General features: G+C 36.6%; 20 protein-coding genes and 1 pseudogene. 12 read left to right on the forward strand and 9 right to left on the reverse strand.

What is annotated here, in order from left to right; genetic code table 11:
- Positions 1-2: 2 nt before the first annotated feature.
- The 4 genes from C1631_RS13920 to C1631_RS13935 all read right to left on the reverse strand — a co-directional run bounded on the left by C1631_RS13920 (position 3) and on the right by C1631_RS13935 (position 3,743).
- A complete protein-coding gene (locus C1631_RS13920) occupies positions 3-1,403 on the reverse strand; it encodes a TolC family protein (protein ID WP_109712817.1) in 1,401 nt (466 codons plus the stop codon).
- 1 nt (position 1,404) lies between these two features.
- A complete protein-coding gene (locus C1631_RS13925) occupies positions 1,405-2,562 on the reverse strand; it encodes an HlyD family secretion protein (protein WP_109712819.1) in 1,158 nt (385 codons plus the stop codon).
- 5 nt (positions 2,563-2,567) lie between these two features.
- Positions 2,568-2,843 carry a DUF3302 domain-containing protein gene (locus tag C1631_RS13930; RefSeq protein ID WP_228441240.1) on the reverse strand — a complete coding sequence of 92 codons (276 nt, stop codon included), beginning with the start codon at positions 2,841-2,843 and terminating at the stop codon, positions 2,568-2,570.
- Positions 2,844-3,137: 294 nt separating this feature from the next.
- Positions 3,138-3,743 (reverse strand): Crp/Fnr family transcriptional regulator, encoded by a 606-nt coding sequence (locus tag C1631_RS13935; RefSeq protein WP_185144670.1) that lies wholly within the window; start codon positions 3,741-3,743, stop codon positions 3,138-3,140.
- A gap of 107 nt (positions 3,744-3,850) precedes the next feature.
- Here C1631_RS13935 and C1631_RS13940 point away from each other — a divergent pair, with 107 nt between their 5' ends.
- From C1631_RS13940 to C1631_RS13955, 4 genes are all read left to right on the forward strand, one after another.
- A complete protein-coding gene (locus C1631_RS13940; RefSeq protein WP_103249633.1) occupies positions 3,851-4,846 on the forward strand; it encodes an isoaspartyl peptidase/L-asparaginase family protein in 996 nt (331 codons plus the stop codon).
- A gap of 103 nt (positions 4,847-4,949) precedes the next feature.
- On the forward strand, positions 4,950-5,513 hold the full coding sequence (locus tag C1631_RS13945) for a hypothetical protein (protein ID WP_103249632.1): 564 nt from the start codon (positions 4,950-4,952) through the stop codon (positions 5,511-5,513).
- A gap of 16 nt (positions 5,514-5,529) precedes the next feature.
- Positions 5,530-6,192 carry a copper homeostasis protein CutC gene (locus tag C1631_RS13950; protein ID WP_109712823.1) on the forward strand — a complete coding sequence of 221 codons (663 nt, stop codon included), beginning with the start codon at positions 5,530-5,532 and terminating at the stop codon, positions 6,190-6,192.
- 324 nt (positions 6,193-6,516) lie between these two features.
- Positions 6,517-8,988, forward strand: a complete 2,472-nt coding sequence (locus C1631_RS13955) for a beta-mannosidase (RefSeq protein ID WP_109712825.1) — start codon at positions 6,517-6,519, stop codon at positions 8,986-8,988.
- A gap of 85 nt (positions 8,989-9,073) precedes the next feature.
- On the opposite strand, the pseudogene C1631_RS13960 reads toward C1631_RS13955, so the two are convergent.
- Positions 9,074-9,247, reverse strand: a pseudogene (locus C1631_RS13960) (DJ-1/PfpI family protein); the annotation flags it as partial.
- A gap of 155 nt (positions 9,248-9,402) precedes the next feature.
- Positions 9,403-10,512: an alkene reductase gene (locus C1631_RS13965; RefSeq protein ID WP_103249783.1), complete on the reverse strand. Its 1,110-nt coding sequence runs from the start codon at positions 10,510-10,512 to the stop codon at positions 9,403-9,405.
- A gap of 352 nt (positions 10,513-10,864) precedes the next feature.
- Here C1631_RS13965 and C1631_RS13970 point away from each other — a divergent pair, with 352 nt between their 5' ends.
- Positions 10,865-11,773 carry an AEC family transporter gene (locus tag C1631_RS13970; protein WP_109712827.1) on the forward strand — a complete coding sequence of 303 codons (909 nt, stop codon included), beginning with the start codon at positions 10,865-10,867 and terminating at the stop codon, positions 11,771-11,773.
- 11 nt (positions 11,774-11,784) lie between these two features.
- On the opposite strand, the gene C1631_RS13975 is transcribed toward C1631_RS13970, so the two are convergent.
- Complete coding sequence (locus C1631_RS13975; RefSeq protein WP_109712829.1) at positions 11,785-12,534, reverse strand: sulfite exporter TauE/SafE family protein; 750 nt, start codon at positions 12,532-12,534, stop codon at positions 11,785-11,787.
- 102 nt (positions 12,535-12,636) lie between these two features.
- On the opposite strand from C1631_RS13975, the gene priA reads away from it, so the two are divergent.
- The 3 genes from priA to C1631_RS13990 all read left to right on the forward strand — a co-directional run bounded on the left by priA (position 12,637) and on the right by C1631_RS13990 (position 18,723).
- Positions 12,637-15,084 carry a replication restart helicase PriA gene (priA, locus tag C1631_RS13980; protein ID WP_109712831.1) on the forward strand — a complete coding sequence of 816 codons (2,448 nt, stop codon included), beginning with the start codon at positions 12,637-12,639 and terminating at the stop codon, positions 15,082-15,084.
- Between the two features lie 159 nt (positions 15,085-15,243).
- Positions 15,244-16,713 carry a D-alanyl-D-alanine carboxypeptidase/D-alanyl-D-alanine endopeptidase gene (dacB, locus tag C1631_RS13985; RefSeq protein WP_109712833.1) on the forward strand — a complete coding sequence of 490 codons (1,470 nt, stop codon included), beginning with the start codon at positions 15,244-15,246 and terminating at the stop codon, positions 16,711-16,713.
- A gap of 84 nt (positions 16,714-16,797) precedes the next feature.
- On the forward strand, positions 16,798-18,723 hold the full coding sequence (locus C1631_RS13990; RefSeq protein WP_109712835.1) for a M1 family metallopeptidase: 1,926 nt from the start codon (positions 16,798-16,800) through the stop codon (positions 18,721-18,723).
- 21 nt (positions 18,724-18,744) lie between these two features.
- Here the strand turns inward: C1631_RS13990 and C1631_RS13995 are convergent, their stop codons facing one another.
- Complete coding sequence (locus tag C1631_RS13995; RefSeq protein ID WP_109712837.1) at positions 18,745-19,623, reverse strand: cupin-like domain-containing protein; 879 nt, start codon at positions 19,621-19,623, stop codon at positions 18,745-18,747.
- Between the two features lie 158 nt (positions 19,624-19,781).
- Between C1631_RS13995 and kbl the strand changes: the two genes are divergently transcribed.
- The 4 genes from kbl to gldG all read left to right on the forward strand — a co-directional run bounded on the left by kbl (position 19,782) and on the right by gldG (position 24,161).
- Positions 19,782-20,978: a glycine C-acetyltransferase gene (gene kbl, locus C1631_RS14000; RefSeq protein ID WP_109712839.1), complete on the forward strand. Its 1,197-nt coding sequence runs from the start codon at positions 19,782-19,784 to the stop codon at positions 20,976-20,978.
- 170 nt (positions 20,979-21,148) lie between these two features.
- A complete protein-coding gene (locus C1631_RS14005; protein WP_103248305.1) occupies positions 21,149-21,700 on the forward strand; it encodes a CopD family protein in 552 nt (183 codons plus the stop codon).
- A 57-nt stretch (positions 21,701-21,757) separates the two neighbouring features.
- Entirely contained in the window at positions 21,758-22,486 is a 729-nt protein-coding gene (locus tag C1631_RS14010; RefSeq protein ID WP_109712841.1) for an ABC transporter permease, read from the forward strand.
- A gap of 4 nt (positions 22,487-22,490) precedes the next feature.
- A complete protein-coding gene (gene gldG, locus C1631_RS14015) occupies positions 22,491-24,161 on the forward strand; it encodes a gliding motility-associated ABC transporter substrate-binding protein GldG (RefSeq protein WP_109712843.1) in 1,671 nt (556 codons plus the stop codon).
- A 166-nt stretch (positions 24,162-24,327) separates the two neighbouring features.
- Here gldG and C1631_RS14020 read toward each other — a convergent pair whose 3' ends face one another.
- Positions 24,328-25,716 carry an RNA-binding domain-containing protein gene (locus tag C1631_RS14020; protein WP_109712845.1) on the reverse strand — a complete coding sequence of 463 codons (1,389 nt, stop codon included), beginning with the start codon at positions 25,714-25,716 and terminating at the stop codon, positions 24,328-24,330.
- Positions 25,717-25,725: the final 9 nt, after the last annotated feature.

Consider the following 25,725-nt stretch of genomic DNA (forward strand, 5'->3'; position numbering starts at 1 on the left):
AATTATGAAAAAATGAAGTTTTGTGCTCCTAAAGCCATATAAAGATTGATACGTTCCATTCTGTCCTGAAGTTCCAGGTTGATGAGGTTCATTTCGTGTTTAAGAAGATCTCTCTGCTTTCGAATTAAAATAAAACTGTTACTCGTACCTACTTTGACTTGTTTTTGAGTAAGGTTGATAGTATTTTTGAGCTCATCTGTAGCTTTATGATTATAAATAAGTTGTCGCTCAACAGAGTGTAAATTAGCAGATGATGATTCTACTTCATTCAATGCATTAAGAACAGCTTTTGAGTATTCTTCAATAATCTGTTTTTGCTGTGAATTTTTTATTTCTACATTTTTTTTTAATTTTCCGTTATTGAATAAAGGAGAAACCAGTCCGCCACCTATTCGAAGCATGGGATTGGAAAATATAGAGTTGATAGCCTCCACGTTACTGTGGGCTGTTCCCAGAGAAGAGCTGATGCTCAGCGAAGGAAGTCTTGCGGCATTGGCCTGTTGTACCTCATAAAACGCCTTTTCTATTTGGAAATGATACGCTTGTATGTCTGATCTGCTTTCTAAAAGCTGTAATGGGAAAGACTGAGGAATATCATTTTTAATATCATTGAAAAAATTCTGGGTAGCTAATTTTCCTTCAGGATACTTCCCAACAAGCAGTTCAAGAGACCTCCTGGATTGAATATTGGCATTTTTAATCTTTTCCAGATATCCTTCCAGAGAAATAATCTCTGCAGAAATATTAGATACATCTATGGCGCTTGCGGTTCCAACTTTTTTCTGGATGATATATAGTTTTTCCAGATCTTTTGTTTTCTGAATATAGTTTTCAATTTTCTTCTCCTGAATATTCCCGGCAATATTCAGGTAATATGCTTTTGCAATCATGGCGGCAATAGACTGATGAAGCAGAGTGTTTTGGTGTTGAGTCGAAAAATAATCGCTGGTAGCAGCCATTTGTCCTGACTTGTTTTTGCCCAAGAGATCTATTTCCCAATTGGCTTTTAAAGCAAGACGCCGGATTTGGCTGTCACTCACCAGATTATTAGATGTACTAGCAACAGCGCTGATGCTCGGATAAAGATTACTTCCCGCAATTTCCATCGCTAATTCAATCTGGCTAAGCTTTTCTCTTGCTATAATGATATCTGAATTGTATACCATTCCCTCATGAATCAATGAGTCTAATTGAGGTGTTTTAAGATCCGTAACCCAGTCATAAGACAATGATCTGGCATTTGCATTTCTGTCAAATATCCATTCATCCGGGATGGTAACATGCGAAGATACTGTACTGCTCGCTTTTAATTCTTGCAGATTCTCTTTCGTAGGTTCTTTATACCCAATACAGGAACTTACACTTATGGAAAGTACTGCCAGTGTTATTAATGTTTTATACATCTTAGTGAAGTTTAGGGATCAGGAAGTTGATTTTACTGTTGATACGAACCATTACTTTTCGGATAAGATGTAGAGGCTTAATATGATCCGAGTAAATGACAGCCGTTCCTCTTGCTCCTACAGTAAGTTGCCTCTGGTGATCTTCCAGTACAAACTTGGCAATAAGCTTTCCATCAGTCTCCGGTAATTGTCTTGCAGTATCGGGAAGCCCGGCTACAGATCCGTTTCCACCCAACATTCCTCCTGCATTATTCATAATTCCCTGACTGGTAGCATCAATAACATATTCTAATCTGGCTTTAACCACTTTTCCGGGTTCTGTTTTAAGAGCGAGCTCCACTTCATCTCCTCTTTTTACTGTTTCCAATTCGTTCTGAGCAAAAAATCCAATAACAGATTGTTGTTTTTGAATCAAAACAAAGGCAGATTTGAAAGGAGCCATAATAGCACCTTCATTCAGCTGAACATTAGGGATAATTCCGTCTGTAGGAGCTAAAACAACAGTTTGGGAAAGGTTCCACTTTGCCTGGTCCAGTTTTGCCTGTATCTCAGATACCGAAGCATTTTCCCCACCATAGGAGGAATTAGACTTGGTTTCTAAAGACTGTTGTTGTGATTGAGCAGCACTAATGCGGGATTGAAGATCACGTACATTCGTTACAGCTTGTTCCAGATCAAATTTGTTGGCCGCTCCGGCTTCAACCAATTCCTGATATTGGATAACTCTTTTATTGGCCAAATCCAGCTGTGACTGTAACCCTGCAATGTTTTTTTGGGAAGCAGAGATATCTGTATGATAAGAATTCACAGTAGATTTCATATTGCTGAGTTTAGCTTCCAAAGATTTAATTTCCTGTTGATAAGGCTCCCGGTCTAGTACAAACAGAGTGTCTCCTTTTTTTATCTCCTGATTGGTGCTTACGTATACTTTTTTTACCTTTCCCAAAACCTGAGTCGTAATATCTACGCTTCTATTCCCAACTTTAACATCGGAAGTAATAGGGCAATAGTAATTCAGGCTTAGTATTAATGCGATAGAACCAAAGATAGGGAGAGAATAAACAACGATCTGAGTAGTAAATGTCCAGGGAATAAGTTTTAATTTTTTGATAAGAAGCCAGCAAATTCCGGCATATATTGCGATAAGTAATTCCAGCATATGTGTTAATTTTCTATTTCGGGTTCTTTTTCAGTAAGGTCTTTTTTATTTTTTTGATCTTCATAATCGTAGTTGGCCCAGATTAAAGCAACCGGCCATAGAAGTCCTCCGAAAACAAGGGAAAGGAGGCACATACTTTTTATGGCTTTCAATTGAGGGTGATTCTTCTTTTCAGCTACTTTTTCAGGATAAATATGAACTTTCCAGAAAAGGTAAATTCCCGCAATGGGTAAAATAATCAGAATCAGCCATGAAGCGGCATTCGCTATATTGTCTTCCATGTTGCCTGTTGATGCCTGCACAAAATTGCATGATAATAACAGGCAAAGAAGTAAGGATATTCTTTGCATAAATAATTGTATAAGGTTATAATGAACTTAGGTGTAAAACAAGGTTGTAACCCTACCATTAATGCATATCCGGCCGGTCACTTTGAATCTCAGGTAAGATTAAAGATTATTCAATAAGATATTTTTTATGGGTGATATTTTTTTTCATTTTGCTTACTTGTTTGGATAACAGTATTTTGATTAAGCAAAATTAAGCTGAACAAAGTGAGAAAAAGTATTCCTAAGTTATTTTTTTCTTTCGTTCCTTTTTTTATGAATGCGTGCAGTCATCCGGGAAAGGGAGTTGGGAGTAATACCCAGAAAATTAGCGATGTATTTTCTGTTGGCGTTTTGCGAAGTGAATGGTCTTGTTTCCAGAAACTCTTCGTACCGGGAATGCGGAGAGGTCGAGCAAAACTGTTCTATGCGTGTCTTTGCTATAGTAATAATCATTTTCAAAGACTTGAGGTATACATTATAAATGTTCCTGTACTGGAACGCCAGGTCCTCAAATTCATTTTTGTTGAACAGAAATATCTGGCTTTCAATAACTGCTTCTATAGTGTACTTTCTTTCCGTTTCACCGGAGTATGATTCCGGGCTTTCCATAATAGCGGATTCTTTTTCTGAAGGCAAAAAAAGATTCGTTTCGGTTCCGTTTTCATCATCAAAGAAAAATCTCAGTAATCCATTCGACATAATGAATAAATGATTAAAAGACTGACCGGGTTCTGCCAGTTTTTCTTTTTTGCAAAGAAGTCTTGGGGTACTGATATTGACAAGCCTATTAATTTCTTCATCAGATAATTCCTGAAAGAAAGCAATGTTCCTGAAAATTTTAAACGTATCCATTACACCGTAAAGATAAATAAAAAATTAAATAAGCCTTAGTGGAGGAGTATTGAGGATTTCATTATTTTTTTAGATATTTGCTAGGTATTATATAATCTCAAGATACAATGAACAATAACCGAAGAAGTTTTATCAAAAAGCTGGGGATCGCAACAGCAGCACTGGCAGTAAATCCTTTAGACTTAATGGCTAAAGAATTACCTGAAAATCATAAAGCCATAAACAAACCGATTGTTCTGTCTACATGGAACTTCGGGCTCAAAGCCAATGAGGAAGCCTGGACTATTCTCGGAAAAGGAGGTAAAGCATTAGATGCCGTTGAAAAGGGAGTTCGACTTGTAGAATTAGATCCCAAAGAAAGAAGTGTTGGGTATGGTGGCCGTCCGGACAGAGATGGAAGAGTTACCCTGGATGCCTGTATCATGGATGATAATTATAATATTGGTTCCGTAGCTTGCCTTGAACATGTTAAAAATCCAATCTCTGTGGCAAGAGCTGTCATGGAAAAAACACCTCATGTAATGCTTGTAGGAGATGGTGCTCTGCAGTTTGCCCTTTCACAAGGTTTTAAAAAAGAGAACCTTCTTACTTCCGAATCAGAAAAAGAATGGAAAGAATGGTTGAAAACAAGTCAATATAAACCCATTGCCAATATAGAAAATCATGATACCATAGGAATGATTGCTTTGGATGCCCAGGGAAATCTGTCCGGTGCATGTACAACAAGTGGTATGGCGTTCAAAATGCATGGTAGGGTGGGAGATTCCCCGATTATTGGTGCAGGTCTTTTTGTTGATAATGAAGTAGGTGCTGCAACCGCAACCGGACATGGTGAAGAAGTGATCAGAACCGTAGGTACCCATCTGGTGGTAGAATTGATGAGGCAAGGCAGAAACCCTCAGGAAGCTTGTAAAGAAGCAGTAGAAAGAATCGTAAAAATTAATCAGAGAAGAAATAAAAACCTTAAAGATATTCAGGTAGGCTTTATTGCTATTAACAAAAAAGGTGAATATGGTTCCTACTGTATTCAGGATGGGTTTAATTATGCGGTGTATGACCAAAAAGGGAACCGTCTTGAAACGCCTGAGTTTGCTTTGAAATAATTTTTGCTTTTAGTAAAAATATTAGGATTCAATAGAAACTGGCTTTAGCGATTGAATTTATATCACCAATTTGGTTTCAGTCAAAATTTACTTCAAATAAAATATGAAAAGAACGATTATCGTTTCCTTGTTTTTAATTATTGCATGCAAGCAAGAAAAAAAAGAGGCTGTGGCACAAAATGAACTTCAGGTAAAAGAAGAAGTGATTCAGGAAACAAAACGTCACACCAGTGAGGCTGAAGATGCCAAAAAATGGTTACAGAAAAACATCGAAGATTATTTTAAAGCAGATCTTGTTGCCCAGGAGAAAATCATGCAAAAAATGACAACCCTGGATTATTTCGATTATAAAACTGATGCCACAAATGTTGATATGGATATTGATGGTAGTCTTACCACGAAAGAATTTCAGGATAAATGGCGAAAGAAATTTGATGTTCAGAAAGCAGGAGTAGGGTATGGATTTTTAATAACCGGGCAGGATTGGGATGATATTAAAATTTCAAGCTGCAAAATATTGGCAGAGGGTCAGCATGATTTTTTATTTGATGTAGTCCTCTCAGATAAGAAACTGAATGCCGAATACCCGATTACAGTAAGTGTTATAAAAGATCACAATGCCTTTCTGATTGCAGATGTATGGCAAAAAGAACCTAAGTTGAATTAAATAATTGGTATAGAAGATGTCAAAAATAGAAATAGCATGCTTTAATCCGAAATCAGCCTTGATTGCTTTCGAAAACGGAGCAGACAGAATAGAATTATGCGACGGGTTAAGTGAAGGAGGAACAACTCCTGATTTTGAAATTACCAAAGAACTTCGTGATAAAATCAACATTCCGATTTTTGTAATGATTCGTCCACGAGGAGGAAATTTCACCTATTCAGATGCAGAATTTGAACAAATGAAAGAAGAATTGAATCGTTTGAAATCGTTAAACGTTGATGGTTTTGTCTTTGGAATTTTAGATGAAAATGATGAGGTGAACAGAGAACAGAACCAAATATTGGTAGAGCTGGCAAGGCCGCTTCCATGTACATTTCATCGCGCTTTTGACCGCGCATCAGGTCTTGAAAATACTTTAGAAAAGGTAATTGAATGCGGTTTTAAAACGATTCTTACTTCCGGACAAAAACCTAATGTCTCTGAAGGTAAGGAAAATCTGAAAAAACTGGTTGAGCTATCCAATGGGAGAATTGAGATCTTAGTAGGAGGTGGACTGCGTTCTTCTAATATTACAGAAATCAGAGAACTGACAAAAGCCGGTTATTTTCATTCCTCGGCGATTACCGATGGAGGAGCTTTTGCCAATGCGGATGAAGTTGTTGCATTGAAGAATAAATAAAATAATCAGCTTGTCATTCCGGGGGACGAAAGAAATGAAACAGGTGTTGCTAATGATATGTTATAATAATTTTAAACGCAAAGTTTTTAATAATAGAATTCATAACAGTAAAGTGAGCAAAGGAAGCGACAAGCCGCTGATGAAGTGATTGAATAATACCTACGCTTCATCCAATCAATTGAAAACTGATTAACTCTTAGCTCCTTATAAATAATACACAAACAAAATAAGAACTTTGCGTTTATAAAAAATTAAGCCTGCTTATTAATTTTAATAACGAGCTTATCAAACATGGAATACATAGAATTATAAACAAACTTATTGATGAATAAACCTATCCTTTTTATTTGCCTTTTCATTCAAAGCTTCATTTTTGCACAACTTTCAGAGAGGAGCTTATCTTCTGAAAAGTGGCAATTCAAAAATTCAAAAGATAAAAACTGGCTGCCCGCACAGGTCCCTGGGACAGTTCATCAGGACCTGATGAATAATAAGATTATTCAGGATCCTTTCAAAGATGAAAATGAAAAAAAGGTACAATGGATAGAAAATGAAGACTGGGACTACCAGACGACCTTTAATATCTCTTCAAAAGAAGTAATGAATGATAATATTGATCTGGTATTTAATGGATTGGATACGTTTTCAGAGATTTTTCTTAATGGAAAATTGCTGAAGAAAACGGATAATATGTTCAGGAAATGGCAGATTCCGGTGAAACAGGATCTGAAATCAGGAGAGAATTTATTACAAATTAAATTTAAGTCAGCTTTTAATACAGGAAAAGAACTGGCTAAAAAAGTTCCTTTCACGATGCCGGAATCCCCAAGAAGTTTTGTGAGAAAAGCACAATATCAGTTCGGATGGGATTGGGGACCAAGACTGGTAACTGCCGGTATCTGGAAAGATATAAAACTTGAATTCTGGAACAATGCCAGAATTGAAAATATAAAAATCGAGCAGAAAAAATTATCGGATAAAAATGCTGAATTGGCGGTCCATGCTTCCATATTTGCGGATAAGAAAGGGAAATACACAATAGCGGTGAATAACACTGTTGATGTTGTTCCATTGAAAAAGGGACAGAATCTGATCAATATTCCTTTTCATATTCAAAATCCAAAACGTTGGCAACCCAACGGTTGGGGAGAAGCCTATTTGTATGATATAAAAGTTTCCCTCAAGCAAAAATCTACAAGTCTTTCTGACGAAACGATGAAAATTGGGTTGAGAACGATAGAATTGGTTCAGGATAAAGATGAAAGAGGAAAATCTTTTTATTTTAAAGTCAACGGAAATCCATTATATATCAAAGGAACAAACTGGATTCCGGCAGATAGTTTTTCACCCAGAATCACCAAAGAAAAATATCAGAAGTTAATTAAAGATTCGAAGGAAGCGCATATGAACATGATTCGTATCTGGGGTGGTGGTATCTATGAGAATGATGAATTCTACAAGGCTTGTGATGAAAATGGAATTCTTGTTTGGCAGGATTTTATGTTTGCAGGAAGTTTTTATCCGGCAGACGAAGAATTTCTTGCTAATGTAAAAGAAGAAGTAAAGGATCAGGTCAGCAGACTTCAGAATCATCCCTCAATAGCATTGTGGTGTGGAAATAACGAAATAGATGAAGCGATTGTCAACTGGGGATATCAGAAGCAATTTAAATATTCGAAAAATGATTCAATACAAGTGTGGAAAGACTATAAAAAACTTTTCCATGAAGTTATTCCCAATGCTTTAAAAGAAAACCTGACTGTTGATAAAAATATCTACTGGCCAAGTTCGCCATCCATCGGTTGGGGGCATAAAGAAAGCCTTACAGAAGGAGATTCTCATTACTGGGGGGTCTGGTGGGGTGAACAGCCTTTTGAAATTTACAATGAAAAGGTAGGTCGTTTCATGTCTGAGTATGGTTTCCAGGGAATGCCTTCATTAGAAACTACAAAATCAATGTTTTCTGCGATTCCGGATTTGAGTTTGCAGAACCCTGTCATTAAAGCTCACGAAAAGCATGGCCGGGGATGGGAAATTATCAATGAATATATGAAACGCGATTATAAAGTACCGACTGATTTTGTGAAGTATAATTATGTTTCTCAGCTGCTACAGGCAAGAGGAATGGAGATCGCTATTGAAGCTCACCGTCGTGCAAGACCTTATAACATGGGAACTTTGTATTGGCAGCTGAATGATTGCTGGCCGGTAGTTTCGTGGTCATCCATAGATTATCTTGGCAATTGGAAAGCATTCCATTATCAGACAAAAAGAAGTTTTGAACCGATGTTAATTTCTGTTTCTGAAAATAAAGATTCATATGATATTTACTTTATCAATGATTTACTTCAGGATGCAAAAATTACTTCAAAAGTAGAACTGATTGATTTTAAAGGAAAAGTTCTTTGGGCAGCGGGTGCAACCGATCATTTATCAGCTAATTCAGCTGAGAAACATCTCGAAATAAAGAAAGAAAACTTTTCTTCGTTTGATTTATCTTCGACTGCTTTGAAAATTTATGTTGGAAATGATACATTTAAAACTGAAAAGCTCTACTTTTTTAAGAAACCAAAAGATTTAAAACTTTCGAAACCAACCCTCTACATAAAGAAAATATCTCCAACTGAAATTGAGGTCTCAACGGATGTTCTGGCAAAAGATGTTTATCTTAAAGGAGATACGAATTTTAGTGATAATTTTTTTGATATGCTCCCTAAAACATCGAAAAGAATCACTCTTTCCCAACCATTGGAAAAAGTTGAGGGAATGAGTCTTTGGGATGTACTGGAGAACTAGAGATCATTCATAATAAAAAAAAGCTACCTTCACAGGTAGCTTTCTTCGATAGTAAGGAGAAAATTTAAACAATTGTTTTCATATCTTAGTTTTCAATCAGCCAGTTTTCTACGGCTTTTGAAAAATCAGCCAGATCAATCGGGTGTCTGCTTGTAATAAGGTTTCCATCTACCACAACCGGTACATCGGATACAATACCTCCCACATTTCTCAGATCAATCTGAATATTCCAGTATCCGGTAAGTTTTTTACCTTTTCGTTTCCCGGTGCGTTCAAAAACTGAGCAAGAGGAAAACTTCCGACAGCCGTTTTAGATGATATTTGATTTAATATTTCTAAATGATTAGCTGCTGTTTGTGAATTTGCTCCTTGTTAAGCATTTATATTTGTTTCCATTTTTTAATTATTTGAATGTTAATTGGATTGTGTTACACGATAAGTTTCCCAGTCAAGATACCCTTCCATCGTTAGTCCGTAATGAAGTTCTCTTCTTGGGGGTGTTAGAGGCCAGTTGTTCTCTAAACGACTGACCAGATCCGGGTTTGAGATAAATGCTTCACCAAAAGCGGCAATATCAATGATCCCTTCATTGATCATTTTTTCAGATTTTTCTCTGTCCATTCCGCCGGCAAGAATGATGACACCGTTGTACCAGGTACGGAATCGTTTCATAAAGTCTTCAGGCAATGCAAAACTTCCTCTTGATTTCTGATCCATAATGTGGACGTAGACAATATTTCTTTTGGAAAGTTCCTTTGCCAGATATTCATAAGTGTCTTCTATCTCTTCATAATAAGGCATCTCATACAAGCCTCCGTATGGTGTTAAACGGATAGCCACTTTATCGGCACCGATCGCTGCAATAACAGAATCCACAATTTCCAGTAAAAAACGGGAACGGTTTTCGATGCTTCCGCCGTATTCGTCCAAACGGTTATTAACAAATGGGTTCAGGAATTGTTCAATAAGATAACCATTCGCTCCGTGAAGCTCAATTCCGTCAAAACCAGCCTTGATGGCATTTACAGCTGCTAAGGTAAAATCCTGAACAATTTTTTTTACTTCTTCAGTTTCTAATGCTCTTGGTTTAGAGTTGATGACAAAACCTTCTTTTCCATTTTCATCATATCCCCAGGCGTGGGTTTCTCCTGCCTGAATGTCTGAAGACGATACGGGAGCCTTCCCACCCGGCTGATTGGTAACGTGAGAAACTCGTCCTACGTGCCATAATTGAGTGAAAATCTTACTTCCTTTCTGGTGAACGGCTTCTGTAACCAGTTTCCATCCTTCTACCTGCTCATCGGTATATAAACCGGGAATGTGAAGTACCCCTTTTGAGGTTGAGGAAATGGCGGTTCCTTCTGTAATAATAAGTCCTGTATCAGAACGTTGAGCATAATACTCAGCATTAAAAGCTTTTGGAATTCCGTCTTCATTTCTTGCTCTGGTCATAGGAGCCATTGCGATTCTGTTTTTAAGGTTCAGTGGACCTATGTTGGCTTCTTTAAAAATATTAATATTCATAGTTTGAAATTTATGTATTAAAAAAATAATGTAATTGATGTTGTTCTATAATTTTACAGATGTATTTTATTTTAAATGATCTGTTGCTATTAATTAATGATACAAATTTCTGTTATATATTTATATTATAAAAATTATTTAAAATATAGTTTATTATCATAAAAATGATAGTTGTGAAATTTGAAATAATAGAAATGGATGTGAATAAATTTTAAATCTTATTAGTTCAATGAGCTGAGAAATTAGAATCAAATCATGAAGAGGCATATAGAAATTAAACTCAAAAAAAGATAAATTTTACCCTTCCAACTCAAAAATCAGCCGTAAATTTGCATCATATTTCGTTACAATTATGGTGAATTTTGTTTTGATTGTGGTATGCATTATTGCAGGAATGGTATTCAAAGCAACAAAATCTATCCATCCCGATGCCCATAAAGGGATCAATACCTGGATTCTTTACCTTGCTCTACCCGCAGTATCATTTAAGTATCTGCCAAAAGTACATTGGACAACAGAAATGCTCTTTCCGATCGTAGCTACTTTTCTGGTCTCAGTCTTTTGTTTCTTTTATGTGATGTTTTACAGTAAAACTAAAGGATATTCAAGGAGATCAAGGAGTACTTTGGAATTGGCAAGCGGATACAGCAATACTTCTTTTATCGGTTTTCCTTTAATCAGTGCTTTCTACGGAGAAGGCCTTTTGAGTATTGCGATTATCTGTGACCAGACCATGTTTTTTGCCCTCTCAACATTAGGAATTATTGCTGCGGTAAAAGGAGGAAGCAAGTCAGGGAAAGTAAGCGCTCTATTTATTTTAAAGCGATTGGTTACATTTCCTCCACTGATTGGTTGTGTTTCTGCTTTGATATTATCACAATTCATAGATTTTACGGCTGCAGAACCATTTTTCGATAAGTTAGCGGCAACCGTAAGTCCTTTAGCGTTATTTTCAGTAGGGTTACAATTGAAGTTTAACGGCTGGAAAAAACTGATCCCACAAATGTCCGCTTCGATGTTTTATAAATTGATTCTGGCTCCGGCAATCGTTTTGGGGTTAGCGTTATTATCTGGAATAAAAGGTGATATTGCTAAGATTACCATCTTTGAAGCGGCAATGCCTACTTTGGTGACCTCCAGTATTATTGCAGAGCAGTTCAGATTGAATACAAAACTAACAAACCTAATCATTGGAGTCAGTATTATTATCGGTTTTTTGACGACTGCTCTTTGGTATGAAATATTAGATATAATTTTCTGATAAGGATGAAGCTAAAAATATGTTTTGATAAAAAAAACAGTGGTGATCAGAAAATTAAAAAATATAATTCCGGTTCGTAATTGTACCGGATCTATTTTTTTTGTAAAATGAGCACCAAAATATCCTCCCAAAATTGTGGCTGCCATCATGGTAGTGGTTTCCGGCCAGTATACTTTACCTGCTGAAATAAATAAAATAACTGCAGCAGCATTAGCTATCCCTGTAAAAAGCGTTTTATTGGCATTGATGACTTTAATATCTGATAGTCCGAATAGCGACCACACGGCCATCATCATAATTCCTACAGCTCCCCCAAAGTATCCGCCATATACCCCTAGAAGGAACTGTGCTCCCAGAACGATTCCCGGGCCAATCCGGATTTTTTTTCTCAGCCAGCTACCGGTTTGCTTTCCGAATGCAAATGCCAGTGAGCCTACTAACAGTAACCATGGAACGACGAGGCTGAAACCAGCTGATGGAGTATATAAAAGCAATAAACCTCCTGTACATCCACCTAATAGGGTAAGGATGAGCATTGCAATTATTGAAATAGTAGGAAATGGTTGTATATATTCTTTGAATTTCCAGGCACTGGCCAAACTTCCGGGAAACAATGCTACGGTACTTGAAGCATTAGCCTGAATCGGGGGAATTCCCACATAAATAAAAGCGGGAAAAGTAATGAATGATCCTCCACCTGCTGCTGCATTAAGCGCTCCGGCAATAAGTCCTATCAGAAATAATAATATGTAATTTTCCATGAATAAAATAGATAATAAAGATAGAGCAAAAAGAGCGTAATCATTAATAAAAAATTGGAGTTTTCTAAAGAAACATTTAATTTTACACTTTAAATATTTCCCTTGCAGTACGCCCAAATTGTTTTACCACTGAATTTAAAAGGATCTTTCACCTATAAAGTTCCCGAAGAGCTGATACCCGAAATACAAGTAGGTATGCGTGTTTTAGTTCCTTTTGGTGGCAAAAAGATTTATACAGGAATCGTTTTTGAACTTCATGATAATGCACCTGAAAATTTTGTAGCCAAGGAGGTAATCAGCCTTTTGGACGAGAATCCGATTCTTCCTGAAGAACAGATCAGTTTCTGGAATTGGCTTTCAGGATATTATTTAGGGAGTCTGGGAGAGATTTACCGTTTTGCGTTTCCATCCTCTTTAAAACTGGAAAGTGAAACGTATTTAAAATTAAAGCCGGGAGTAACGGTTGATTTTGAAAACCTGGATGTGAATGAAATGTATCTTATTCAGGCTCTGGAAGTGCGACAATTAATTAATCTGACCGATATTGAAGCCTTTATTCCTAAAAAAGATATCATCAAAACAATCAATTCACTGATAGATCTTCAGTATATTGAAATTGATGAGAAAATTGCTGAAAAATACAAAGCTAAAGAAGTAGCATATGTCAGAATCAACAGTGATGTTCTGGGAAATCAAAATCTTACCGAAATCCTGTTAAAACTTAATAAAGCTCCGAAACAAAAGGATCTGTTTCTTTTTATCCTGGAGAAGCAAACTGAAGATCCCGAAGGTCATATTAAAAAATCTGACCTGTTTGAAGACGGTTATTTCGGAAGTTCTCATTTCAAAGCATTGGCAGATAAAGGTCTTGCTGAGGAATATTATATGCAAAAAGACAGGATTGAAAGTTATGAAGGAGAAATAGAAGAGCTCGAAGAGCTTTCCGGGCAACAAAAGATAGCCAAATCTGAGATTGATGAAGCTTTTAAAGAAGGGAAAAATGTCTTACTCCACGGGGTAACTTCCTCCGGGAAAACTCATATTTATTTAGAAAAAATTGAAGAATGTATTAAAGGAGGAAAGAATGTTCTGTTTTTACTTCCTGAGATTTCTCTCACCAAACAGATTACCCAACGATTAGAAAAAAAATATGGCAGACAGCTCGGTTTCTATCATCAAAAACTGACCGACTTTGAACGGGTAGAAGTATGGAGAAGAATAAAGCAAAACGATATCCGGATCCTTATCGGAACGAGAAATGCATTGTTTTTACCATATCAGAACTTAGGATTAATTGTAGTAGATGAAGAACATGATTCTGCATACAGACCAAAAGAGGTGACTCCTTACTTTAACGCTAAAGATGCCGCTTTGGTCCTTGGGGGCTTTTATGAAGCAGGTGTGATTTTAGGATCTGCGACGCCTTCTGTGGAAAGTTATTACAGAGCCAGAAAGGATAAAATGAAGTATGTCTTCCTGAACGAAAGATTCGGAGATGTCAATTTGCCGGAATATGAACTGATTAATTTTAAAGAAGCTCAGGATTCTAAAAAAGTTTCAGGAAATTTTTCTCTAAGGCTCATAGAAGAGATTAAGAAAACAGTAGACGAAAAAAATCAGGCCATTGTTCTTCACAACCGTCGTGGGTATTCCAATGTAATAGAATGTGAAAGTTGTGGCTATGTCAATTACTGTTCCAATTGCGATGTGGTAATGACCTACCACAAAGCTGCCAATGAAATGAAATGCCACTACTGTGGACAAAGGGCTTCGAAGCCAAAAACATGTCCGAAATGTTACTCTGAAAACCTGAATGAAAGAGGGGTGGGAGTAGAGCAAATTCATGAGGAAGTATCCAAATTATTTCCGGAAAATGAAGTGGACAGAATGGATGTAGATTCTATGCGTAAGAAATTTGCCTATGAAAAGCTGTACGAAAAGATTGAAGAAGGGGAAACGGACATTGTAGTAGGAACACAGATGATTTCTAAAGGACTGGATTTTGATCATATTGAGCTGGTGGCTATTCCAAAAGCTGATTCCTTATTATATGTACAGGATTTCAGAGCTGAAGAAAGAGCTTACCAGTTGATCACACAGGTTTCCGGTAGAGCCGGAAGGGTTTCCGGAAAAGGAAGGATTCTCATTCAGACCTATAATCCTGAGCATTCCGTATTTCAACTCATCAAGTTGAATAACCCCGCAAAAATTTATAAATATATCCTTACAGAGCGTCAGAAATTCCATTATCCACCTTTTACAAAGCTCATTATGATTGAGTTGAAACATAGAAAAGAGGATAAAGTAGATCGTGCTTCCCAATTCCTAGGTTCTATCTTAAGAAAATACCTGCCCGAAGATTGTGTTTTAGGACCGGAAAGAGCTCAGATTGCAAGGTTAAATAATTTATATCAGTTTCAGATTATGCTTAAATTACCTCGTGGGAAGAACTATGAGAAGTTCAAGGATATGGTTTTAATAAGTTTGAAAGAATTTGACGAAATCACTGCTTATCAAAGCATTAAAAAGGATGTTTTTGTTGATTTTTAACAAAGTTTAACAAATTTTAAACTCTTTTATAAGAGACCTATAACCCGTTTTCTCACAATAATTTCTACTTTTGGACGTTGATTAAGTGTTTGGCCGTTGTACTGAATGATTTAACTTATCATTTTTTATAAGGTCAAACCATAGACTAAAAAAGGATAGATGGTAAAATTCAGAAAATATATTTCAAGTGCGGCGGTGTTGGCTTCAGGGCTTTTCCTGGCTCAATCTACCGTTTCTACCGTTCTTTATTCTCAAAACTATGACAATCAGAAAAACAGTTTAAACCTCCCTTCTCCTGTGAGTGCAGTAGCGGAGAGAGCTGTTTTGTCGGCTAAAGAACTTGTAGACATTAACGTAAACACAATGATGGCGGATCCCGTGCTGAAAAATGCAACGTGGGGATTCGTAGTGTATGATCCGAAAACGAAGAAAGTAATCTCTTCGTATAATGAAAGTACCCCATTGGTACCAGCTTCCACTACGAAGTTGCTTACTACAGAAACAGCGATGAATTTGCTGGGGGAAAACTACCGTTGGATGACCCAGCTGGAATATTCAGGAACGGTGGATGAAAACGGAACTTTAAATGGAAATCTTTATATTGTAGGAAGTGGCGACCCGTCTTTAGGAACGAATAAAGCAGGTGCATGGTCTTACAGAGATATTATTTCAGATTTCATTGGTGGTCTTTCACGTGAGGGAATCAGAAAGGTAAATGGTGATATTATCATTCAGACAGCGCTTTTCAAAGGCAATATTACAATGCTTCCGGAAAATGTTGTGTGGCTGGAAAACAATAATTACTATCTGCCTGCCGGAACAACTCAGGGAATTAATCCGGCTAATGAAAAGCTGATTGTAAAAAAAGCAAGTTTCTCTCCGGAAAAAAAGTTCTTCTATGTTTCGCCTTATGCCCATCAGATGGTATATGCAGAAAAGTATGAAGGAGAAGGGGTTTTAACAACAAAATTACCTGATGCTCCTGCTTATCTGGCCAATTCTTTCAGAACTACATTGGTGAAAAGCGGAATTTCGGTTACTGGTAAAGTAAGTCCAAAAATGACAGACGCTTCACCAGAGAGCAGAAAAATGATTTCAGCGTATAAATCTCCGACACTAGGTGATATTATCTACTATACCAACCAGCATAGTGACAACTCATTAGCAGAAGCCCTGTTGAAAACGGTAGGGTTTCAGAAAATGGGGGATATGACTTCGGAATCAGGAAGGGTAGTGGTAACTGGTCACCTGAGAGAAGCGGGATTTGATATGAGTGGTTTGAATTATATGGATGGAAGTGGCCTGTCAAGAAGCAATAATGTAACTCCGATTTCTCAGGTAAAGTTTTTAACTTCTTTAATGGATCAGAAATACTACAAGTCTTATCTGACCTCTCTTCCGGTTGGCGGACAATCTGGAACGTTGAAAAGAATGTTTAACGGAGAAGGAAACGGACAGGTTTTTGCTAAAACAGGAACTTTAAACAAAGTAAAAACATTAGCGGGTTATCTTAAAACCAATTCAGGAAAAACTTTGGTTTTTTCTTTAATGGTAAATAATTATGCCGGATCAGTAGATATGGTAAAGAAAAGAATGGAAAAAATTCTTGAACCTGCATTAAATCTTTAAAATAATTTTATTTTATATATTATTTGAGCCTTTTAATTAACGATTAAAAGGTTTTTTTTTATATTTGAATCACAATTTTTTAGTATGAAAAAACTTTATCTTCTGATGTTGGGATTCCTAATCTCCCAACAGTTTTACGGACAAAAAACAGAACTGAATATTGATAGGAAAGGGCTGAAAGACAAGGAAATGAAATCCTTTGCCACTAAAATGGCTGCCGGAAATATCAATGCCAATACGCTCAATTACGATTTGCAGTATCAGAGAATGGATGTCACCTTAGATCCTGCAGTCAATAGTATTTCCGGAGCTGTTACTTCCCATTTTAAACCCAACCAGGCTATAGGAAGTATTTATTTTGATATGAATAATACTTTGACGGTGTCACAGGTGCAATACCACGGAGCTAATCTTACTTTTCAGCAGCTTGCTACAAAAGAAATCAAGATTGATTTTCCGGCATCTATTCCGGCCAATACCTTAGATTCATTAACAATTAAGTATTCAGGGGTACCATCTCCTACCTATAGTGCTTTTTTGGCGGGGAGCCAGGGAGGAACACCTATCATTTCTACTTTGAACGAGCCTTATGGGGCACAAGACTGGTTTCCTACAAAACAAAGCCTGAATGACAAAATTGAAAAATTTGATTTTAAAATCACCACACCTCAGCAATATAGCGTGGCTGCGAACGGAAAGTTGATGTCTGAAAGTATTCAAAACGGACAGAAACTTACATTTTGGAGAACTATGTATCCTACACCTGCCTACCTGATAGCTCTTTCTATAACCAATTTTGTTAAGCTGAACGATACCATCGGAAACCCTCCATTTCCTTTTGTAAACTATATTTTTCCATCGACCAACAATAATAACGCGAGCTTAACCAATATTCAATGGACAAAGCAGATTATGAATACTTTTGAAAATTATTTTGGAGCTTATCCTTTCCGTAATGAAAAGTATGGGCATATGGAATATATCAATGGGGGTGGAATGGAACACCAGACTATGTCATCAATGGCAGGTTGGAGTAAGACCCTTATAGCTCACGAACTTGCCCATCAATGGTTTGGAGATAAGGTTACTTGTGGGGCATGGAATGATATATGGCTGAACGAAGGTTTTGCCACTTTTGGAGAACATGTAGCCTATGAAAAACTGATCATGAGCAATCCTGAATTTATGAGTTATTTATCAGGTCAGATCGATTATATTACTAGCAGTACAGGAGGAAGTACGTATGTTCCTGATGCCAGTCTTACCAGTGTGAACAGAATTTTTGACAGTAGATTATCTTATGCGAAAGGTGGATATGTGCTAAGAATGCTGAAGTGGATTTTAGGAGATGATATTTTCTATCAGGCTATCAAAGATTATCATGCAAGACCTGCGTTAGCATATAATTATGTGCGTACATCTGATTTTAACGCTTCATTACTTCAGTCTACAGGAAAAGATTTTACAGAATTTTTTAATGACTGGATTTACGGCCAGGGACAGCCTACTTATAAAATAAAATGGAAACAAACCGGAAATCAGATTCTATTGAATGTTACGCAAACACAAAGTCATTCATCTGTGAGCTTTTTTGAAATGCCTTTACCTATAAAGGTTAATGGAACAGGAGGGCAAACAGCCTATTTGGTTTTAAACAACAATTCAAACAATCAAAACTTTGTGGAAGCAGTATCTTTCCCGATTGCCAGTGTTCAGTTCAACTATGAATATCAAATGCTGGAAAAAAACTCTACTGTTACACAGGATAATACATTAAGTGTTTCTTCTGTAGAGAAAAATGAGTTCGCGTTGTATCCTAACCCTGCTAAAACTGAATTGTATCTTAAAGGAATAAGCAAACCAGCAGCGTTTTCCATTCATTCAATTGATGGGAAGCTGGTAAGACAAGAAATCTATCAGCCAGGTAAGGCAATAGGTATTTCAGAGCTTGTACCGGGAGCGTATGTCTTTACAGTTCAAGAGAAAAGTATAAAATTTATCAAAAAATAAAATATAGACACAAGGAAGCTTTCAGATTTGAAAGCTTCTTTGCTTTTTGGCGGCTTTTGTCCCCCGGGATTTGGCTATTTTTATTTTATATAGGAACCATTTTTCCTTAAACAGGTGACGCATCATCGTATCAAAATTCTTTGTAATGATCAGGTTTTTAAAACCTCGCCATTTTTCAATGAGAGCAGTCGGGAGAGCGCGTACAGAAACCGAGTATCCTTCAGTCTCATATTGTATATAGTGCCACCATCCGGAGGGAATATAAAGGGTTTCTCCGGGATGTAATATCGCTTCGTAGCCGTTTAAATAAAGAAGGCCTGGGAATTCGCGATAATCAGGATTCTTTATATTGGGTAAGCTATGGAAATTGTAGGGGAGTTTGTACATGAGATCAGACTGTTCCCATGGGAAAAGCCAAACTCTTTTGATGCCCTGAAACTGGGTCATAAAAACATGTGACATATCTATATCAATATGATTTCTGGTGATTGAACCCTCACCGCCAAAAAACATGAAAGGGAGCCATCTTAAAATTTTACCGTTGGTAAGATCATTATAAGAGATATCTTTTTTTAGTTCAGGTTTAATGTTAAGTAAATTGAATAAAAAAAGTCTGTGCTCTGTTGGTGCGGAACTGATTTCATCCAAATAGCTTGAAAAAGTTGTTTGGGCTATGGGATCACTTGCCACTCTGTCTATTGATTCCAGTTCACTTCCGTAAATGTTAACCACTTCATCTCCTGCGATTTTTTTAAAGTATTGATAATTCCATTTTTCAAAAGCAGGACTTTCTGAGCTGACAAAATCTTCAATAATAACAGGTAACCTGGGTTTCATATAATTGTGGATGAAAGTTTTTGAACTCATTCCCTTTGCTTTTTGTACCGGCTCTAATCTCATGCTCTCAAATTTTAAACAAATATAAATATTATCCTACTAAATTTGTAGACTAATAATGTTAAAACTGAACGGAAGATCAAATTTTTAGAATTAAGCCTATAAAAGGTTTTATTTTACTGCCTTTTTAGTAAATTAGCACATCTAAAAAATTACTAAAAATGATCTCTGAAAAATACCTGCAACATTTACAGAATGAACTTCAAAATATTGAGAATGATGGACTTTACAAAAGAGAAAGAATCATCACTTCTCAGCAGAGTGCAGAAATTGAAGCGAACGGAAGAAAGCTTTTAAACTTTTGTGCGAATAATTATCTTGGATTATCCAATAATCCGGAAGTAATGAAAGCTTCTCAGGATATGATTGCATCGCACGGATACGGAATGTCATCTGTACGTTTTATCTGCGGAACACAGGATATTCACAAGGAATTAGAGAAAAAAATTGCAGATTTCTTAGGTCTTGAAGACACAATTCTCTATGCAGCAGCTTTTGATGCCAACGGAGGAGTTTTTGAACCTTTATTTACGGAAGAGGATGCAATTATTTCTGATGAATTGAACCATGCTTCTATCATTGATGGAGTACGTCTTTGTAAGGCTGCAAGGTATCGTTACAAAAACAATAATATGGCAGATCTTGAAGCTCAGTTGATTGCAGCTTCTGAAAAGAATCACCGTTTCAAAATTATTGTAACAGACGGAGTTTTTTCAATGGACGGTATCGTCGCCGATCTGAAAGGCGTTTGCGACCTTGCTGATAAATATGATGCTTTGGTGATGGTGGATGATTCACACGCAACAGGATTCATCGGGAAAACAGGTCGTGGAACACACGAGGCCAATGAAGTAATGGGTAGAGTGGATATCATCACTTCTACATTAGGAAAAGCTTTGGGTGGTGCTTTGGGAGGATTTACTTCCGGTAAAAAAGAGATCATTGATCTGTTGAGACAACGTTCACGTCCTTATTTATTCTCCAATTCATTAGCTCCCGGAATTGTTGGGGCTGCATTGAAGGTATTGGATATGATCTCTGACGATACCTCACTTCGTGATAAAGTAATGGAAAATGCAGACTATTTCAGAACAGAAATGAAAGCGAAAGGCTTTGATATCCCTGATGGAGATGCTGCGATTGTTCCGGTCATGTTGTATGATGCTCCGCTTTCTCAGAAAATGGCTGAAAAACTAATGGATGAAGGAATTTATGTCATTGGATTCTTCTATCCTGTAGTACCTAAAGGAAAAGCAAGAATCAGAGTGCAGTTGTCTGCTGCTCATACAAAAGAACATTTAGACAAAGCAATAGCTGCTTTTGAAAAAGTAGGAAAAGAGCTTGGCGTGATCTCTTAATATTGAAGTGGTCAGTATCATGAAAATATAGATTTCGGCTCGGGCAGCTTTGCTGCCCCGAGCCGAAATCTTTTGTATATAAATCTATTTTTACTTGTGTTTTCCTGATCAAAAGAAAATTATTTTTAACAATTACATAATAAGCTTATCTTTGCTGTTAATTTTTCTGAATGCTTTATACAATAATCAAAGCGCTGCACATTATTTTTATGGTAAGCTACTTTGCGGGAATTTTTTATCTCGTCAGAATTTTTGTGTACTATAAAGATACCGATGAATTTCCGGAAGAAAAGAAGAAAATTCTGAGAGAACAATATACCTTCATGGCACGAAGGCTGTGGAATATCATTACCGTTCCGGCAGGAGTTATCATGGCTGTATGCGGAATTGTCATGATCTTTTTGAATCCCGGATTGATGAAAATGGGCTGGTTCCATCTGAAACTTACATTCCTGATTGGACTTGCTGCCTACCATTACTGGTGCTGGAAGAAGGTTCTTCAATTAAAGGACTTACATGGAAATATCTTACCGATTGCCAATATCAAATTGAGACAGGCAAACGAGATTGCTACTTTCATTTTGTTTCTGGTTGTGTTTACGGTGATTTTAAAATCAATGGTAATTGAATACTGGTGGCAATTAATCGCAGGATTTTTCGTTCTTGTATTTCTGATTATGATGACCGTTAAACTTGTTAATAAAAACAAAAAAAACAAATAATTGTGAATTAGGAGAATATCCTCAGCTATTCATCCTTTTTACGTTGTACAAAAAACTATGATTGCAATTTTAAAGAAAGAACTTTGGAGTTACTTTGGAAACTGGAGCGCATGGATAATCATTGCCGCTTTCAGTTTGATCACAACTCTATTCCTGTTCTTTTTCGACAACGATTCTAATATTTTTGAGATCGGAATGGCATCTCTGCAAAGCTATTTTGTATTGGTTCCATGGCTCTTAATGTTTATTATTCCGGCACTTTCAATGAAAACTTTTGCAGAAGAGCAACAGACAGGAACATTAAACTGGCTTTTCTCACAACCACTGAAGATTTCAGATCTTGTGACAGGAAAATTTCTTTCGGTATGGATTGTGGGTGTGTTGTGCCTTATACCATCACTGATTTACCTTTACACGGTTTATGTGCTGGGGGTGCCGGCAGGAAATATTGACCTTGGAATGACTTTCGGAAGTTATATCGGGCTTATTATTTTAATTGCTGCATTTGCAGGTGTTGGGATTTTAGCATCATCACTTTCGCAAAATCAGATCATGGCTTATTTGCTGGGAGTTTTCATGTGTTTTATCATGTATTTTGGAATCGAGCAACTGGCGAGTTACAAATTGTTGGGGGGAGCAGATTTCATTCTTCAGAATATAGGGTTCTATCAGCATTTCTTAGGCTTTACAAGAGGTCTTATCGATTCTAAAGATATTGCTTATTTTATTCTGGTTATCGGTGCTTCATTAGTATTATCCAATCATTTTATTAACAAAAAGAAGTAGAAATATGAAGAAGATCAATGCTAAATCTCCACTGGGAATTTTCTTATTTGTCATTATTCCTTTGGTTATTATTCTTGTGTATTCAGGAATTAGATTAGACTTAACAAAAGAAAAAAGATATACCCTTTCCGATAATACTGTTAAAGTATTGGAATCTGTCAAAAAACCACTGACCGTTGAAGTTTACCTTGAAGGAGACTTTCCGGCAAGCTTTAAGCAGCTTCAGAGCGAAACGAAGTTTATGCTGGAGGAGTTCAGAAAGATTAATCCGAAGATTGATTTTAAATTTATAGACCCTATTAAAACCAAAATGTCTCAGGATACTTTGATGGCGATGGGGATGCAGCCTTCCATTCTTCCGGATGTGAAAGACGGTAAAATCTCACAAATTACGCTTTTCCCTTATGCGGTTATAAAATATGCAAATGACGGGGTTTCTATTCCTCTGGTTGTGCAGCAGGCAGGTATTGATGCAGATCAGCAGCTGACCAGATCGATCGAAGGATTGGAATATAGCCTCGTTTCAAATATTAAAAATATTGCAACAGATAAGAAAAAGAAAATAGGCATTCTGGTGAATCATGATGAGCTGAGTCCTGATGAATTTCAGGGGTTCATGCATCTTGCCATGGAAAACTATGATGCAGGTCCTATTATTCCCAAAAATCAAACCGAGCTGAGTGTAGCTGATGTTCCTTTGTTAAAGCAAATGAGTGCATTGGTTATTGCAAAACCAAGAAAAGCTTTTACAGATAACGAAAAAGTAATTCTTGACCAATATATTATGAATGGCGGAAAGACGCTTTGGATGATTGATGCGGTAAATGCTGAAATGGATACCTTGACAAGGTCTAAGAAAGTAATGCCTTTCCCGGTTGATATCAATATGACAGATTTCTTTTTCAATTATGGAGTGAGAATCAATCCTGCATTGGTAAAGGATCTTAAAAAATTTGCTTTATTGAGGCTGGTAACAGGGGAGGTGAGTGGAAATCCTCAGTATACAAGCTTGCCTTGGCCTTATTATCCACTCGGAATTGCTGAAAATAACAATCCGGTTACCAAAAATATCAATCCTGTAAAATTTGAATTCCCGACTTCGATTGATACCCTGGGAGGAAGAAAAAATATCAAAACAAAAGTTCTTTTCGAATCCAGTGAAAGAACGCTGTTGAAGCAGGTTCCCAACTATGTGGATTTAAAAGAAATTGCTACCGTAGACAGTCTTGGACAAATGGAAAAGCCAAGTACTCCAAAGATCTTCGCTGTAGCACTGGAAGGGAAATTTAACTCTGCCTATGCATCAAGAATTGAACGAAAATCTTACCCGGGATTCAAAGCATCAAGCCCGGAAAATAAAATGATTGTAATTGCAGACGGAGATGTGGGAAGAAATAAAGTGATCAAAGGTAAACCGCTTCCTCTGGGAGTAGATTTACTGACCAATGAACAGTTCGGAAACGAACAGTTCCTGAGAAATGCATTAGATTATCTGTTGGATGACAGCAATCTGATGGAATTAAGAAACAGAAACATCGAAGAAAGGCTTCTGGACAGACACCGAATCACCGAAGAGAAAACCAACTGGCAATGGCTGAACTTATTGCCTCCACTGGCTATTATCGGCCTTATCGGAGGATTGTTCTTCTGGCTGAGGAAAAAGAAGTTTGGATAAAAATAAAAGAGAGGCTGATAAGCCTCTCTTTTATTTTGTATTTAATTGTTAATAGTCTTACAAATTTTTACGAGAGCTTGGGATAACTAAGGTGATAATAATTAGTAAATTTAAATAGATGTATAAAACCAATTGAATCTCTGATGACTATTGCTATGATGAGCTTCTATTTTAATTTATAGGAAAAATCAAAAGCTGAAGCTTTTGGATCTACTGCTTCTATTTTTTCAAGATGTCTCAATTTTTGAAACGCTTTTTTTACTTTATTTACATCATCTTCTCCACTAATTTCCCGTACTATTCTATTTGTTATGGTTTTAGAGGGGTCAGAACCTAAATGTTGAAGAATAATATCTTCAAGCGAGGCTATCTTCTTATGTTTAATTGTTATTCTAACTGTGTTACCAACTTCTTCAATTATAGGCTCGATAAGACCATACTTTTTCATTTCATTTCTAGCAGTATCTAATCCTTCTCCAATATCATGATTCAGAGGATTTGGTAAATTGTGAAGAAGCCTAACCAAGTTGGGGTTTCTTGAAAAACGTTCCTCATAAATATTCTCTGTGGTAATATAACCGGGTAGCTTTCCAGGACTTATTATCTCTATTCTATTATCAAATATCTTTACATGAATATCATCATTAAGACTATAGTCCCTATGGACCACCGCATTAACTAAGATTTCATGAATTGCTTTACTTGGGTAATTTAATTTTTCAAGTTCTCCATCAATAGTTACCGTGGAATCCTTTAATAAATCATGAACTTCTTTAATTGCATTTACTATCTGATTTTCAATTGGACCGTTAATTGTTTTAGGATCAGTCTTAAGTTGTTCTCTCTTATATTCGGCTTCATTTGTCAGTAGACGATAAACTTTAATAGCGCAACGAGTGTCTAAAGTAGCTTGAGGCTCATCATCGAACATTAAAACACAGGCAACATTTGGGTTCAATTCAGTATCCTTTTTAGTAAGTAGTCTTTGTTTTCTTAAAAAAAGTTCTTCTTGAAGATTTGACCCGACTCTTTTCATATAACTTTTTAGTAAATCAGAGCCTACATAATCAGATAACTCAGCTATTTCTACAGGTTGCTTTTCATAAACAAAAGCTCCTTTTGCATATCCCAGTTGAGTTATTCTTTCTCCTTTGATTTTTTCTTTCCTTGCATTGATTCTGATAAAACAGTCTCCATTTGAGCAATAATGAACTTTTGGGCTTTTAGGAATATCAATACGTAATACAAATCCCTTTGTGTCAAAATTGATAAATTCAATTTCAACATTTTCAACAGTAGGACTTGTTAGCTCGAGTAGTGTGTGTAGTATATTGTTAGCGTCTTCCTTTTTTGAGAAGCCTGCAATTCTTTCTCCTTTAAAATTTTTATCTTCCACCCCTAACCATATCTCACCACCATCAGAATTTGCGAAAGCAACAAATGTTTCTTGCAATTTTGAAGGAGTTATGGCTTTACCTTTGGTATCTTGAAAATGATCTTCTTCAATTGTTAAAAGTTTGGACTTTTCTCCGATAGATGGGTTCCTTGTATTCATGATTTTGTT

The sequence above is a fragment of the Chryseobacterium phosphatilyticum genome (assembly GCF_002899825.2).
Taxonomy (GTDB): domain Bacteria; phylum Bacteroidota; class Bacteroidia; order Flavobacteriales; family Weeksellaceae; genus Chryseobacterium; species Chryseobacterium phosphatilyticum.

Bases quoted from the DNA above. Each gene is read 5' to 3' on its own strand.
- C1631_RS13920 (WP_109712817.1), bottom strand. From the start codon at position 1,403: ATGTATAAAACATTAATAACACTGGCAGTACTTTCCATAAGTGTAAGT.
- C1631_RS13925 (WP_109712819.1), bottom strand. From the start codon at position 2,562: ATGCTGGAATTACTTATCGCAATATATGCCGGAATTTGCTGGCTTCTT.
- C1631_RS13930 (WP_228441240.1), bottom strand. From the start codon at position 2,843: ATGGAAGACAATATAGCGAATGCCGCTTCATGGCTGATTCTGATTATT.
- C1631_RS13935 (WP_185144670.1), bottom strand. From the start codon at position 3,743: ATGGATACGTTTAAAATTTTCAGGAACATTGCTTTCTTTCAGGAATTA.
- C1631_RS13940 (WP_103249633.1), top strand. From the start codon at position 3,851: ATGAACAATAACCGAAGAAGTTTTATCAAAAAGCTGGGGATCGCAACA.
- C1631_RS13945 (WP_103249632.1), top strand. From the start codon at position 4,950: ATGAAAAGAACGATTATCGTTTCCTTGTTTTTAATTATTGCATGCAAG.
- C1631_RS13950 (WP_109712823.1), top strand. From the start codon at position 5,530: ATGTCAAAAATAGAAATAGCATGCTTTAATCCGAAATCAGCCTTGATT.
- C1631_RS13955 (WP_109712825.1), top strand. From the start codon at position 6,517: ATGAATAAACCTATCCTTTTTATTTGCCTTTTCATTCAAAGCTTCATT.
- C1631_RS13965 (WP_103249783.1), bottom strand. From the start codon at position 10,512: ATGAATATTAATATTTTTAAAGAAGCCAACATAGGTCCACTGAACCTT.
- C1631_RS13970 (WP_109712827.1), top strand. From the start codon at position 10,865: ATGGTGAATTTTGTTTTGATTGTGGTATGCATTATTGCAGGAATGGTA.
- C1631_RS13975 (WP_109712829.1), bottom strand. From the start codon at position 12,534: ATGGAAAATTACATATTATTATTTCTGATAGGACTTATTGCCGGAGCG.
- dacB (WP_109712833.1), top strand. From the start codon at position 15,244: ATGGTAAAATTCAGAAAATATATTTCAAGTGCGGCGGTGTTGGCTTCA.
- C1631_RS13990 (WP_109712835.1), top strand. From the start codon at position 16,798: ATGAAAAAACTTTATCTTCTGATGTTGGGATTCCTAATCTCCCAACAG.
- C1631_RS13995 (WP_109712837.1), bottom strand. From the start codon at position 19,623: ATGAGATTAGAGCCGGTACAAAAAGCAAAGGGAATGAGTTCAAAAACT.
- kbl (WP_109712839.1), top strand. From the start codon at position 19,782: ATGATCTCTGAAAAATACCTGCAACATTTACAGAATGAACTTCAAAAT.
- C1631_RS14005 (WP_103248305.1), top strand. From the start codon at position 21,149: ATGCTTTATACAATAATCAAAGCGCTGCACATTATTTTTATGGTAAGC.
- C1631_RS14010 (WP_109712841.1), top strand. From the start codon at position 21,758: ATGATTGCAATTTTAAAGAAAGAACTTTGGAGTTACTTTGGAAACTGG.
- gldG (WP_109712843.1), top strand. From the start codon at position 22,491: ATGAAGAAGATCAATGCTAAATCTCCACTGGGAATTTTCTTATTTGTC.
- C1631_RS14020 (WP_109712845.1), bottom strand. From the start codon at position 25,716: ATGAATACAAGGAACCCATCTATCGGAGAAAAGTCCAAACTTTTAACA.